This window comes from Ensifer sp. Root1252 (genome assembly GCF_001425885.1).
Lineage (GTDB): Bacteria > Pseudomonadota > Alphaproteobacteria > Rhizobiales > Rhizobiaceae > Ensifer > Ensifer canadensis.
Genome location: NZ_LMDT01000013.1, coordinates 36,081 through 49,278, shown reverse-complemented (window position 1 = coordinate 49,278; position 13,198 = coordinate 36,081). Strand labels below are relative to the sequence as shown.

Below are 13,198 nucleotides of genomic sequence, written 5' to 3'. Positions count from 1 at the left end.
TGATCTGAACCATCGATATCCCCTGCTGCCTGACGTCATATGCTGCGGACCCGCTTTCAGGCTGCCCGTGCACCGGCTGCGAGCGGGATCTCGATGTCGACTTCCAGCGTCGTCACGTGTTCGCCGCGGTCCATCTTGACTGTGACCTTGTCGTCGTCGATCTGAACGTGCTTGGAGATGACCGCAAGAATCTCTTCCCGCAGCAGCGCAACGAGATCCGATTGGCCGACGGAGGCGCGCTCATGTGCCAGCAGGACCTGCAGGCGCTCACGCGCCGTCGGGGCCGAGCTCTGCTTTTTGAAGAAACTGAAAATGCTCATGCTGCCCTCCGTCCGAAGATCTTGCCAAACAGACCGCGTTTTTCACCCGGGATGGTCATCGGCACGGTTTCGCCTGCAAGCCGGCGAGCGGCGTCGAGATAGGCAAGCGCCGGCGCAGACTTGCTGTCGGCGAGCGTCACCGGGGCGCCGATGTTGGATGCCCTGAGCACGTCCATGCTCTCGGGAACGATGCCGAGCAGCGGAATCGACAGGATCTCCAGGACATCGTCGACCTTCAGCATGTCGCCACGTTCGGCGCGCAGGGCGTCATAGCGGGTCAGGAGCAGGTGCTTCTCGACCCGTTCTCCCCGCTCGGCCTTCTCTGTCTTGGCGTCGAGCAGGCCGATGATCCGGTCGGAGTCGCGCACCGAGGAAACTTCCGGATTGGTCACGATCACGGCCATGTCGGCATGGCGCATGGCAAGCGTTGCACCGCGCTCGATCCCGGCAGGGCTGTCGCAGATGATCCAGTCGAAATGCTTCTTCAGGTCGTTAATGACACGTTCCACGCCTTCCGGCGTCAGGCTGTCCTTGTCACGGGTCTGCGATGCCGGCAGCAGGAAGAGCGTCTCCAGGCGCTTGTCGCGGATCAGCGCCTGCGGCAGCTTGGCGTCACCCTGAATGACGTTGACCATGTCATAGACGACACGGCGCTCGGCACCCATGACGAGGTCGAGATTGCGCAGGCCGACATCGAAATCCACGACGACGGTCTTCTCGTTGCGCTGCGCGAGCGCTGCGCCGAGAGCAGCGGTCGACGTCGTCTTGCCGACGCCGCCTTTGCCCGATGTAACAACAACTACTTTCGCCATCTTCCGCTCCTGTTTCCTGGCCGGCACCGGCTCAGTTAAGTCTCTCTGCCATGATCGAGTCGTCTTCGAGCCAAAGCTGCACCGATTGTCCACGAAGCTCGGACGCCATGTCGTCGGCGGTCTTGTAGACACCGTCGATGGCCAGCAGTTCTGCCTCCAGCCGGCGGCAGAAGATCCGCGCCGAGGTGTTACCTACGGAACCCGCCAGCGCCCGCCCCCGGAGCGCTCCGTAAATATGGATCGAACCGCCGGCGATGATTTCGGCGCCGGATGCGACCGACCCGATCACGGTGACATCGCCTTCCGGAAAGATCACCGATTGTCCGGAACGAACCGGCTCCCTGACGATGATCGACGCGCTCGCTCTGGCCGCCGGCGTTTCCTGGCCGATGACGGAGACAGCCTCAGGTGCCTTCGGCTCACCGGCGATCAACTCGCCCGCTGCCGCCTCGAATTCCGGCGCCGGCCGCCCGCCTCTCATTGAGGGTGGCATGCCCGGCTCGAACAGCGAGGGACGTCCGCCCTCGATGCCCAGGACGCGGACGTTCCTGCTGGCGAGTTCTTCGAGCAGGCCCTTCAGCTGCGGCCGGTCGATTTCGAGGTCGACGATATCAAGCACTACCGGTCGGCCGAGAAAAAAACCCGCCGAGCGAGCGGCCAGATCGTCGAGCCGCGTCAGCCACGAATCGAGTGGAAGCTCGGGCGACAGCGCGAGGCTCAGGAACGAGCGGCCCTTGATACGGATCGAACGAGCGTCTGTTAGCACTTTGATCATCTTCGTTAATTTTTCGTTGCCGTGATCTAGGCGACGGATGGTTAACAATTGGTTAACAGGCGGCTGCCGCTTCTCGCAGGCGGGCTTTTCGAACGGCTTGCCTCGACACAACTTCGGCAAGCAATCCCTTGTACGCTCCATCGCGAATGATCTGCCATCGGGTGCACCACGGCCGATTGAACCGGGCACGCCGGTGCCCTATTGGTGCCGACGGCGGCTTCTCGAAAGCAGCATGAATGAAGCACTTTGTCATCGATTGTCAGGGGATTGCGACCGATGCGGATCTCTGGCGCCGCTACCTTGCCGTGACGAATCCTGCGGCTGGTCGAGACTTTGGCTGCAACCTCGACGCGTTCTGGGACGCGGTCGAGGGCGGCGGGCCGGGCTATCCCGGGCGATGCAAACTGACGTTCAAAAATGCAGCAACGCTCAGCCACATCAAGACCGGTAGTGGCGTATCCCTGTTGGATGCCTTGCAGAATATCGCGCGGGCCGCGACCGTCGTCGTGATTGAGTTCAAGTAGTCGAAATCATCAAAGGCGAGCACTGGAACAGTGCTGCATCTCACCTCTCACGCGAGACCCTTGTTGCGGGGTTCGGCATCGATCAGCGACACGCTCAGCGCCGCAAGCAGTAACAGGCCCGAAATGACGCCGAGCGCGGTCGTGAAACTGGTCGCCATGATCGGGGCAACCATCGACGGCGCAAGCAACCCGCCGACACGGGCGATTGCGCCGGCCGTGCCCATGCCGCTTGCGCGCAGGCTCGTCGGATAGATTTCCGGCGTCAACGCATAGATCGCACCCCACGTGCCCAAAAGGGCAAAATTCATCAACAGCGTGGCCGCAACGACAAGCTCCGTGCTCTGCCCAAGAGCATAGGCCAGGGAGCCGGCCGCGCTGAGGAGGAGAAAGCCGATCAATGTTGCCTTCCGCCCCCAGCGTTCCACGCCATAGGCAGCCAACGCGTAACCGGGCAGCTGGGCGATCGCCAGAACGACGAGAAAAACCTCGCCGCGTATGAAACCGAAGCCCTCGCCGGCAAGCTTGACCGGCAAGTAAACGAAGATGCCGTAGTAGGATATGGAAATGAGCAGCCACGCCAACATCAGAAAGATCGTCCGGCGGCGAAGCGCAGGCGAGAGAAGTGCTGTGATCGATTTGCGCTCGGCAGCCTGAGGGACGATCGGCGGGATCGTCACATCCCGTCCGTTCGCCCCGGCGATGCGCTGCAACACGCTGCGGGCCTCGGTCGAATGTCCCTGCCGGTTCAGGTAAAAGGGCGATTCCGGGACGTAGAAGCGCAGGACGACACCGATCAACGCCGGAATGCCTGTGATGAAAAAGATGGTCCGCCAAGCCTCGCTGCCATGACTGCCAGCCACAAGCGCCAGGATTGCCAGTGCAACGGTCCCAATGGCCCAGAACCCCTCCAACAGCACCAGCCAGCGCCCCCGTCGGTTGGCCGGCAGAAATTCAGCCATCATGGCGTAATCGACCGGCAGCGTGCCGCCAACCCCAAGCCCGGTGAGGAAACGGGCCACGAATAGCCAGGTAAGGTCGGGTGCAAAGGCCGACGCGATGCCGAAAATTGCGTCGATGATGATCGCGATGAACAGCACCGGTCGCCTGCCGATGCGATCGGCGAGCCGCCCGAAAACAAAGGCACCGACGAGCATGCCGAGAAAGAAGAACGTGCCCGACTGCAGAGCCTGCGGGATGGTGACGCCGAACGTCGCAGCAATTGACGGCGCGCTGAAACCGATTGCCAGCACCTGCATAGCATCTGCCGCCCAGACAAGGCCGAAGATGACGAAGAGGCGACGCTGGAACAGCCCGACGCCGGCGGCCTCGATGCCCTGTTCGATGCTGACTGACTGCATGGGAGGCCTTTGTGCTTATCGTTAATCGGTGGCGCGGCTGTTCGGGCGAGGATGCATCTGCGGTATCGCACCCGAGAGATGTCCGTCTTTCGTGAAACCTATCCGCGCCGACGCACAATCGCCAAGCCTTCAGCCCGCCCGCGAGCGATAAACGACAACGATGCCCGCCGCACTCAGCAGTGCCAGCACATACCAGGTTACCGCATAAACGAGATGACTGTTGCGGAAGCTGACTACCGTCAGCCCGCCGACAGGGAGACCACCCGCATTGGGCGTGGCGTCGGCATCGATGAAATAAGGTGCGATATTCGCCAGGTCCTCGGCCCTGGCGATCGCAACGACGTCACGCGAATACCAGCGATCGGCTGTCGGGTCGTTGGAACGCAGGAAGCCGCCACCCGGTTCCGGCATTCGCAAGAGGCCGATAACCTCGACAACACCGGAAGTCCGGCTCTGGGAGCGGGCGGCAGCATCGCGCCGATCGAGCGGAACAAAGCCACGGTTGATCAGGATGGTCGACCGGTCGTCCTGGACGATCGGCGTCATCACCCAGAAGCCGGCGCCACGCTCGGTGACCGCCTGGACCAGCACTTCCTTCTCGTGCTCGAAGACGCCGGTCGTGGTCACGCGACGGTATTCGTCCTTTTCCGCGCTGATACCGGGCCATTCGGCCGGGGGCGGAGCCGGAACAGGTTCGGCGTGAACCCGGGCATCGACGCGGGCAATCAGCTCGAGCTTCCAGAAGAGCCTCTGCACCTGCCAGGAGCCGAGGGCGAAGAAAGCCACCATCAGCACCGACAGGGCGACGGTGAAAATGGTGCGAGCGCGGACAGGCTCTGCCCCCACTTCGATCTTCGCCGCTCCCCCATTCATCGCCATGCCGTCAACGGGCCGTCATGGCATGTTCTTCATCATTTCGTGCGTCATCGGCATCATGTTGACGTTCAGATGGTGCATGACCCACAGCGAGCCGGCGAGCGCGATGCCGACGATAATGAGCGTGAAGATCAGCGCCATCATCGTCCAGCCGCCTTCCGAACGCGGGTTCATGTGCAGGAAAAAGGTCATGTGCACGACGATCTGGATGGCCCCGAGGCCCATGACGAAGACGGCCGTCGTCAGCTTGCTATCGAACACGCCGCCTATGACCAACCAGAAGGGAATGGCGGTCAGGACGACGGAAAGCGCGAAGCCGATCATGTAGCTTCTGAACGAGCCGTGGCCGGCTTGGTGGCCGTGGCTGTGGCCGTGATGGGCCTGGCCGGCATCTTCATGGGTGAGGCTGTTTGGCTGTGAGCTCATCCGATGGCTCCGATCAGATAGACGAAGGAGAAGACGCCAATCCAGATGACGTCGAGGAAGTGCCAGAACATCGACAGGCACATCAGGCGGCGACGGTTCTCGGGGATTAGACCATGCATCTTGACCTGCACCATCATCGTCACGATCCAGATGATGCCGAAGGTGACGTGCAGGCCGTGGGTGCCGACGAGCGTGAAGAACGACGACAGGAACGCGCTGCGTGTCGGGCCTGCCCCCTCAAGGATCAGGTGATAGAACTCGTAGAGTTCCAGCCCGAGGAACGCCAGGCCGAACACGGCGGTCACGCCAAGCCAGAAGATCGTCTCCATCTTGGCGTTGCGCTCCATCTGGAGCATGGCAAAACCATAGGTGATCGAGGAGAACAGCAGCATTGCCGTGTTGATGGCAACAAGCGGCAGATCGAACAGATCGGCCGGCGACGGACCGGCCGCATAGTTCCGCCCGAGCACGCCATGGGTGGCGAAGAGGACGGCGAAGATGAGGCAGTCGCTCATCAGGTAGATCCAGAAGCCCAGCATGGTGCTGCCTTCCGGATGGTGCTCTTCCTCCAGATAGAACTGCGGCGCTTCGGTTGCTTCGACTTGGGTCTTGTTCGCCATCTCAGGTGCGCTCCGCCAGAAGTTCGGACCGGGCGTCCTCGGTTGCGGTGACGGTCTCGGAAGGGATGTAGAAATCCCGCTTGTAGTTGAATGTGTGGCCGATTGACACGACCAGCATGGCAACGAACGAGACGATCGCCAGCCACCATATGTACCAGATCAGCGCGAAGGCGAGGACGACGCTGAGACCCGCGAGGATGACGCCGGTTCCGGTATTCCTTGGCATATGGATCGGCTTGAAGCCGCCGAGCGGACGCTCGTAGCCGCGAGTCTTCATGTCGTACCAGCTGTCGTGATCGTGCACGACGGGCGTGAAGGCGAAGTTGTAATCCGGCGGCGGCGAGGAGGTCGACCACTCCAGCGTCCGGGCGTTCCACGGATCGCCCGTCGTGTCGCGCAGCTGATCGCGCCGGAGGTAGCTGACGACGAGCTGGACGATGAAGGAGGCGATGCCGAGCGCGATCAGCACGGCGCCGAAGGCGGCGATGACGAACCAGATCTGCAGCGACGGATCCTCGAACTGCGACACGCGGCGGGTAACGCCCATCAGGCCGAGCACGTAGAGCGGCATGAAGGCGAAGAAGAAGCCGATCTGCCAGAACCAGAAGCTCATCCTGCCCCAGAACGGATCGAGCTTGTAGCCGAAGGCCTTCGGCCACCAGTAGACGAGGCCGGCCATCAGGCCGAACACGACGCCGCCGATGATGACGTTGTGGAAGTGCGCGATCAGGAACAGCGAGTTGTGCAGCACGAAGTCTGCCGGCGGGATGGCCAGCATGACCCCGGTCATGCCGCCGATGACGAAGGTGACCATGAAGCCGACGGTCCACAGCATCGGCACCTCGTAGCGGATGCGGCCGCGATACATGGTGAAGAGCCAGTTGAACATCTTCGCCCCCGTCGGGATCGAGATGATCATCGTGGTGATGCCGAAGAAGGCGTTGACCGATGCCCCGGACCCCATGGTGAAGAAGTGGTGCAGCCAGACGAGATAGGACAGGATCATGATCACGCAGGTCGCATAGACCATGGAGGCGTAACCGAAGAGCCGCTTGCCACAGAAGGTGGCAACGACTTCCGAGAAGATGCCGAAGGCCGGCAGAATGAGGATGTAGACTTCCGGGTGGCCCCAGATCCAGATGAGGTTCACATACATCATCGGGTTGCCACCAAGGTCATTGGTGAAGAAGTTGGTGCCGGCGTAGCGGTCGAGCGACAACAGCGCCAGCGTCGCGGTCAGGATCGGGAAGGTGGCGACGATCAGGATGTTGGTGCAGAGCGACGTCCAGGTGAAGACGGGCATCTTCATCAGCGTCATGCCCGGCGCACGCAATTTGACGATGGTCGCGATCAGGTTGATGCCCGATAGTGTCGTTCCGACACCCGCGACCTGCAGGCCCCAGATGTAATAGTCGACGCCGACGCCGGGACTATAATCGGCGCCCGACAGCGGCGGATAGGCAAGCCATCCGGTGCGCGCGAATTCGCCGACGAACAGCGACATCATGATGATCACGGCACCGGCCGTCGTCATCCAGAACGAGAAATTGTTGAGGAACGGAAAGGAGACGTCGCGCGCGCCGATCTGCAGCGGCACGACATAGTTCATCAGGCCGGTGACGAAGGGCATGGCCATGAAGAAGATCATGATCACGCCGTGGGCAGTGAAGATCTGATCGTAGTGATGCGGATTGAGATAGCCCTCGTTGCCGTTGAAGGCGATCGCCTGCTGCAGGCGCATCATGATCGCGTCGGCAAAGCCGCGCAGCAGCATGATGAGCGCCAGGATCACGTACATGACGCCGATCTTCTTGTGATCGACACTGGTAAACCACTCGGTCCAGAGGTAGCCCCAGAGCCTGTATTTCGTGATCAGCGCCAGGACGGCGATGCCGCCGATCGCCACAGCGATGAACGTCGCGACCAGGATCGGCTCGTGATAGGGGATCGCTTCCCAGGTGAGCCGCCCGAAGATGAATTGTGTGAGGTTGGTGTTACCAAACATAGGGCTATCCAAATTCTCTTGAAATGCGGGCCTCAGGGCTTCGTGGTGCCGGCGTTGTTCAACTGTGCAGGCGCCGGGCCGGCTTGGTTCCCGGCAGGCGCTGCGTGGTCGCCGTGCGTGTTGTGCATGTCGTGGTTCATCGACTGCGGCTCTTTGTCGATACCTTCGGCCGGCCCTTCGCTCTTCGAAGGATTGCCCGTCGCCGGGAAGGTGGCGCCGGGTGCGGCTTCGCCCGCATGGCCCGTTTCCCCGGCATGACGGTTGTCGTGCTCGAGCTTGGCGCGGTTCTCATGACTTTCGACGCCGGCACCGCCCATCATGTCGATGTGCATCATGTCGTTCATGCACATCTGGCCCGTGCGCACGCACATGTTCAGCACCGCTTCGTAAAGCCCGTTCTCGACGCCAGCATAGTAGCGGACCGGTTCCTTCGTGCTCGGCTTTTCGAGCTTCAGGTAGGCGTCGCGATTGAGCATGGTGCCGTTCTGCTTGACCCTTGCGACCCACTGATCGAAGCCCGCCTGGTCCAACCCATGGAACTTGAAGCGCATGTGCGAGAAGCCGTCGCCGCTATAGTTGGACGACAGGCCTTCATACTCACCCGGCTTGTTGATAACGGCGTGCAGCTTGGTCTGCATGCCCGGCATTGCATAGATCATGCCGGCAAGGGCGGGGACGTAGAAGGAGTTCATCACCGAGGATGCGGTGATCTTGAAATTGATTGGCACGTCCACCGGTGCTGCCATCTCGTTAACGGTGGCGATTCCGTAGTCCGGATAGAAGAACAGCCATTTCCAATCGAGCGCCACGACCTCGACGGTCAAAGGCTTCGTCTCGGCGGGAACAGGCCGATTGGCGTCAAGCCGGTCGAGCGGCCTGTAGGGATCGAGCTTGTGGGTGCTGATCCAGGTGACGGCCCCGAGCGCAATGATGATCGCCAGCGGCGCTGACCAGATGACGACTTCCAGCCCGGTGGAGTGATGCCATTCCGGATCGTACTTGGCGGCCGTGTTGGACTGGCGGTAGCGCCAGGCGAAGAACAGCGTCAGGAAAAGCACCGGCACGATGATGATCAGCATGAGGATCGTCGAAACGACGATCAGATCTCTCTGCTGTGCCGCAATGTCGCCGGAGGGCGACATCACGACCAGGTCGCACCCGGCAAGGGCCAGGGTCGATAGAAGAACGGCCGATCGTCCGGCGAGCTTCAATGGAGTGGGCATTTCGGGCTCCATTTGCGTTTTGTCTAGTCGGCACTAATCGCGTATCGGGCTCGGCGGAATGAGGTCGTTCGTCGCACTGCAGCATTCTGTCGCATCGCAACAGAATGGACAGCGACGTCCGCAAGTGCCCAATCTAGTGCATCCTCGCCGGCTGACCATTGGGAAGATGCCGACGAGTTTACGTTTTTTTTCGCCGCTTCCTTGATCTCGGGCGTTGATTGATCAACATTTCGACGAGGCGGCACAAATCGCCGGGAGGAATTCATGAGCTCGGTCGTCAATCCTACGTCTTCAGGCCTTGAGCGGGACGCCCGCCGCATCCATGACGACAAGCCACTGTCGCCAGGCAGCATCGCCATTGGCGTGGTCATCGGCCGCATGTCGGAGTTCTTCGACTTCTTCGTCTACGGCCTCGGCTCGATCCTGGTCTTCCCGAAGCTCATCTTCCCGTTCGCTCCCAGTCCGGTCGCAGCCACGCTGATGTCGTTTGCGATCTTTCCGCTGGCCTTTATCGCGCGCCCGGTCGGCTCCCTCGTCTTCATGTGGATCGACCGCAACTACGGCCGCGGCACCAAGCTGACCATCGCCCTTGTCATCCTCGGAGGCTCGACGGCATCGATTGCCTTTCTGCCCGGCTATGAGACGATCGGTTACTGGGCGGTGGCACTGCTGGCGCTTTTCCGACTTGGACAGGGTTTTGCTCTCGGCGGCGCATGGGACGGACTTGCGTCCCTGCTCAACCTTAACGCGCCCCCGAACCACCGCGGCTGGTATGCGATGATCCCGCAACTCGGGGCACCCATCGGCTTTGCGCTCGCCAGCATCATCTTCTGCTATTTCGTTGCCAATCTTTCCGAGGAGGATTTCCTCTCCTGGGGCTGGCGCTATCCCTTCTTCGTCGCCTTCGCGATCAACGTCGTGGCGTTGTTTGCCCGGCTGCGCATCGTCGCCAGCAAGGAATTCGGCGCGGCGATGGACGCACAGGAGCTGCAAGCCCGGCCGGTGTTCGAAATGCTGAGCAAGCACGCTCTGGACGTGGTGCTCGGCGCCTTCGTGCCTTTGGCGAGCTTTGCGATGTTCCATCTGGTGACGATCTTCCCGCTGAGCTGGGTCATCCTGAATGGCGGACAGTCGGCTGCCCGGTTCCTGCTGGTCCAGGTCGCAGGCGCAGCCGTCGGCGTGATCGGCATTATCGTGTCGGGCCTGATCGCCGACCGCGTCGGCCGCCGCAACGAGCTGATGATCGGCGCGACACTGATCGCCATCTTCAGTTTCTCCGCACCCTTCCTTCTTGACGCCGGCGGAGCCGGACAGGACGCCTATATCCTGATCGGCTTTGGCGTCCTCGGCCTCACCTTTGGCCAGGCCTCCGGCGCTGTTTCCTCGCGCTTCACCCAGTACTACCGCTACACCGGAGCGGCACTCACCTCCGACCTGGCTTGGCTCGTCGGCGCGGCGTTCGCACCGCTGGTGGCGCTTGGACTTGCGACCAGCTTCGGCATCGTCTTCATCGGCGGCTATCTGATCTCCGGTGCAATCTGCACGCTGGTAGCGCTCAGCCTCACCCGGGCGCTCGACCAGAACTGAACCGCCCTTGGGGGCGGCTCGACCCCGCATCTGACGCTGCCGTCCAGCCTGCCTTTGCGTTCTTCTGAATGAACGGGGAATAATCCCCGACGCCGACCGTTCTTCCGCCCATCCGAACGGAGAACGAGCATGTTGCACTTTTGGAAGAAAGAACCGCCACGCATCCAATTCCTCTGCCAGCCGGAAGACCTGGGTGTCATCGCCCCGCCCGTGGCTGCCAAAACCAGTCTGCCGGAATGGTATCGCAGGCTGCCCGCAGTTGACCCGCAGCACCTTTCCGCCAGAGACAACGGCCTGACCATCAAGCGCTGTCTGCCATTCCTGGACGCGATGACATCAGGCTGGATCCTGCCATTGGCCGCCACGGTGCGTCTCGAAATCCGCGACGACGGGCGAAACGTCGAGGCTGGCTGGGAATTCGACAAGGTGATGGTCAGCAATCACGGCGCGCACCAGGTTGCCGGCAACCCGAAGGAACCGAGCCCGCCCTGCAAGTTTCACAACTACTGGTCCATCCGCACCCCTCCCGGCTGGAGCCGCCTGTTCGTGCCACCGTTGAACCGACCGGCGCAGCCATTCGAGTGCGTGGCCGGTGTCGTCGATACGGATACCTATTCCGCCAACATCCACTTCCCGTTCTTCGCGACCGCACCGGACGGTGTCCACGTGATCGAGAAGGGCACGCCGCTCGTTCAGATCATTCCTTTTCGTCGGGATGATGCCGCGATCAAGGCAGACATTCGGGCTGAAACGAACGAAGAAGCGGCGATCCGCAACGCGGTCTACCGAAACACGATCGCCTGTCCTGGCTGGTATCGAAAGATGGCACGGGCCACGCGCTGACCTGTTGCCAACGTCAAAAAGCGGGGACCGGTCCACCGGTCCCCGCTCAATTTTTTTGATCGTCTGTCAGCGCGTATGCCACAGCTTGCCGGAGCGATACGTGCGGTCTGAGCCGTTCGAACTGGAGTTCGACGAGCTGTTCGATGAGGAATTGGAGCTCGAATTTGACGAACTGTTCGATGATGAATTCGAGCTGGAGTTGCTCGACGAGTTGGAGGAGCTGTTGCCAGCAACGATGATCGTGCTGTCGTTGTGGCCGCCCGCCTGCCTGCCGACGGATTGCACCGGCGCGGTGCTCTGCTTTGCCTGCGCCTCAGTGCCGGCAAGGGCGGTTACGCAGGCGATAAGGGCGGCGCTCAGTTTCCAGTGGTTCTTCATGCCCGTGACTCCTTCTTGAAAAAACGAACCGGTATCCCCGGTCCGAAGGAATAACGGGCGTCACGAAGCTCTATTCCATCGTGAAACACATTCCTCGCTCGAACTCAGGCGTCGACGATCAATCACGAAACCGCCGACACCCCTGCCCGGCGCTCGCGGCTTGCCATCAGCCCTCCAACCGCGGTGACGATGATGACGGCGGCGTAGATGTCGGTGGTCGTTTGATAGCCCAGTGTCTTGGCGAGAAACCCAGCGGCCATCGCCGGCAGGCTGAAGGCAAGATAGCTCTGGATGTAGAAGGCGGAAAGCAGCCCGGCGCGCTCATCCGCCTTGGCGAGCGGCATGATCGATCCCATGATGCCGAGGAAGCTGGTGCCGAAACCGGCTCCGGTCAGCAAGGTGCCAAGGATCATGACCGGCACATTTGCGAGGTGCGTGCCGGCAACCACGATGAGCATGCCGGCGGTCGTGGCCGAGACGCCGAAGGCCACGTTTGCCCGGGGACTGCATGCACGGCGTAGAAAGACACTGACGGCACCGGCTGCCATCAACGTGGCGACAACGGCTCCACCGGTCAGCGGCGCCCGGCTGCCGGTGACGGACGCGACGAGCGAGGGCATCAGCGAGAGATAGAAGCCCCCAAGCGCCCAGTTGGCGATGTTGATCGGCGTCACCAGTGCCAGCGGTCGCTTGATCTGAAGCGGAATGGCGATCGTCGGCTTCAGTGAAGACAGCGCGCCGCTGCGTCTGCCGCCCGTCTCCGGCGTCAGCCATATCGCCGCTGCCTGCACTGCAAAGCCGATCAGGAGCAGGCCATAAACGAGGTGAAGCGGAAACGGCCCGTATTGAATGAGCGCGCTGGTGCCCAATGCGCCAACGGCCATGCCGATCAGCGGCGCGAGCGAATTGACGAGCTGGCCCCTGCCGCGATCGACGTCGACCAGCGACGCACCGATCGAGGCGCCGGCGATGCCGGTCGCAAACCCCTGGACGATACGCGCGGCGATCAGCCAGGACGGTCCGTCTGCGAGAACGAAGAGCGCCATCGCCACGATTTCGAGAAGCAGCGCGGCGAAAATCACCGGCTTCCTGCCGAGATGGTCGGATATCGAGCCGGCGATCAGCAGCGCGGACAGAAGCGCGAAGGCATAGACCGCGAAGATGCCGGTCATCATCACAGGCGAGGCAGCAAAGCTCTCCTGGTAGATGCGGTAAAGCGGTGTCGGTGCCGCCGACGCGCCGAAGAACGTGGCAAGCGTGACCGCGTGGAAGGCGATGGGGTTGGCGGTCGGACCGTCACTCTCACTGGATTTGGCAGAGGAGAACATCTATATAACCCTTAACGCTAAATCGTTGCGTTTAGGCGATGTAGGGACGAACGCCCATAAAAGCAAATAATTTGCGTTTATGGTGCAGTGAAAGTTTCTGATCCATGCGCAGCACACCGAAGG

14 protein-coding genes are annotated in these 13,198 nt (G+C 61.6%); 4 read left to right on the top strand and 10 right to left on the bottom strand.

The genetic code is table 11. The annotated features are described in order from the left end of the window. Positions 1 to 56: 56 nt before the first annotated feature. The 3 genes from minE to minC are packed head-to-tail and all read right to left on the bottom strand — an operon-like array spanning position 57 to position 1,907. Positions 57 to 320 carry a cell division topological specificity factor MinE gene (gene minE / locus ASD02_RS16950; RefSeq protein WP_025429518.1) on the bottom strand — a complete coding sequence of 88 codons (264 nt, stop codon included), beginning with the start codon at positions 318 to 320 and terminating at the stop codon, positions 57 to 59. Continuing rightward, positions 317 to 1,132 carry a septum site-determining protein MinD gene (minD, locus tag ASD02_RS16945; protein WP_025429519.1) on the bottom strand — a complete coding sequence of 272 codons (816 nt, stop codon included), beginning with the start codon at positions 1,130 to 1,132 and terminating at the stop codon, positions 317 to 319. Before minD ends, minE begins: the two co-directional genes overlap by 4 nt. A gap of 31 nt (positions 1,133 to 1,163) precedes the next feature. Beyond that, positions 1,164 to 1,907 carry a septum site-determining protein MinC gene (minC, locus tag ASD02_RS16940; RefSeq protein ID WP_057207625.1) on the bottom strand — a complete coding sequence of 248 codons (744 nt, stop codon included), beginning with the start codon at positions 1,905 to 1,907 and terminating at the stop codon, positions 1,164 to 1,166. A gap of 236 nt (positions 1,908 to 2,143) precedes the next feature. Here minC and ASD02_RS16935 point away from each other — a divergent pair, with 236 nt between their 5' ends. After that, the gene (locus tag ASD02_RS16935) at positions 2,144 to 2,431 is read left to right on the top strand and encodes a barstar family protein (RefSeq protein ID WP_057213134.1); all 288 of its coding nucleotides are present in this window, start codon (positions 2,144 to 2,146) and stop codon (positions 2,429 to 2,431) included. Positions 2,432 to 2,478: 47 nt separating this feature from the next. Here the strand turns inward: ASD02_RS16935 and ASD02_RS16930 are convergent, their stop codons facing one another. From ASD02_RS16930 to cyoA, 6 genes are all read right to left on the bottom strand, one after another. Beyond that, a complete protein-coding gene (locus tag ASD02_RS16930) occupies positions 2,479 to 3,789 on the bottom strand; it encodes an MFS transporter (protein WP_057213132.1) in 1,311 nt (436 codons plus the stop codon). 129 nt (positions 3,790 to 3,918) lie between these two features. Then, on the bottom strand, positions 3,919 to 4,668 hold the full coding sequence (locus ASD02_RS16925; protein WP_057213130.1) for an SURF1 family protein: 750 nt from the start codon (positions 4,666 to 4,668) through the stop codon (positions 3,919 to 3,921). Between the two features lie 15 nt (positions 4,669 to 4,683). After that, positions 4,684 to 5,091 carry a cytochrome o ubiquinol oxidase subunit IV gene (cyoD, locus tag ASD02_RS16920; RefSeq protein ID WP_057213128.1) on the bottom strand — a complete coding sequence of 136 codons (408 nt, stop codon included), beginning with the start codon at positions 5,089 to 5,091 and terminating at the stop codon, positions 4,684 to 4,686. Next, positions 5,088 to 5,711 carry a cytochrome o ubiquinol oxidase subunit III gene (gene cyoC, locus ASD02_RS16915; RefSeq protein WP_025429525.1) on the bottom strand — a complete coding sequence of 208 codons (624 nt, stop codon included), beginning with the start codon at positions 5,709 to 5,711 and terminating at the stop codon, positions 5,088 to 5,090. The genes cyoD and cyoC overlap by 4 nt, the downstream gene beginning before the upstream one ends. Position 5,712: 1 nt before the next feature. Continuing rightward, positions 5,713 to 7,716: a cytochrome o ubiquinol oxidase subunit I gene (gene cyoB / locus ASD02_RS16910; protein WP_057213126.1), complete on the bottom strand. Its 2,004-nt coding sequence runs from the start codon at positions 7,714 to 7,716 to the stop codon at positions 5,713 to 5,715. 32 nt (positions 7,717 to 7,748) lie between these two features. Beyond that, on the bottom strand, positions 7,749 to 8,939 hold the full coding sequence (gene cyoA, locus ASD02_RS16905; RefSeq protein ID WP_057213123.1) for a ubiquinol oxidase subunit II: 1,191 nt from the start codon (positions 8,937 to 8,939) through the stop codon (positions 7,749 to 7,751). A gap of 264 nt (positions 8,940 to 9,203) precedes the next feature. Here cyoA and ASD02_RS16900 point away from each other — a divergent pair, with 264 nt between their 5' ends. The 3 genes from ASD02_RS16900 (at position 9,204) to ASD02_RS38270 (ending at position 11,766) form a co-directional block, all read left to right on the top strand. Continuing rightward, a complete protein-coding gene (locus ASD02_RS16900) occupies positions 9,204 to 10,526 on the top strand; it encodes an MFS transporter (protein ID WP_057213121.1) in 1,323 nt (440 codons plus the stop codon). 129 nt (positions 10,527 to 10,655) lie between these two features. Next, positions 10,656 to 11,369: a DUF6065 family protein gene (locus ASD02_RS16895; RefSeq protein ID WP_057213119.1), complete on the top strand. Its 714-nt coding sequence runs from the start codon at positions 10,656 to 10,658 to the stop codon at positions 11,367 to 11,369. Positions 11,370 to 11,469: 100 nt separating this feature from the next. Further along, a complete protein-coding gene (locus tag ASD02_RS38270) occupies positions 11,470 to 11,766 on the top strand; it encodes a hypothetical protein (protein WP_063978396.1) in 297 nt (98 codons plus the stop codon). Positions 11,767 to 11,869: 103 nt separating this feature from the next. Here the strand turns inward: ASD02_RS38270 and ASD02_RS16885 are convergent, their stop codons facing one another. Further along, positions 11,870 to 13,075: an MFS transporter gene (locus ASD02_RS16885; protein WP_057213118.1), complete on the bottom strand. Its 1,206-nt coding sequence runs from the start codon at positions 13,073 to 13,075 to the stop codon at positions 11,870 to 11,872. Positions 13,076 to 13,198: the final 123 nt, after the last annotated feature.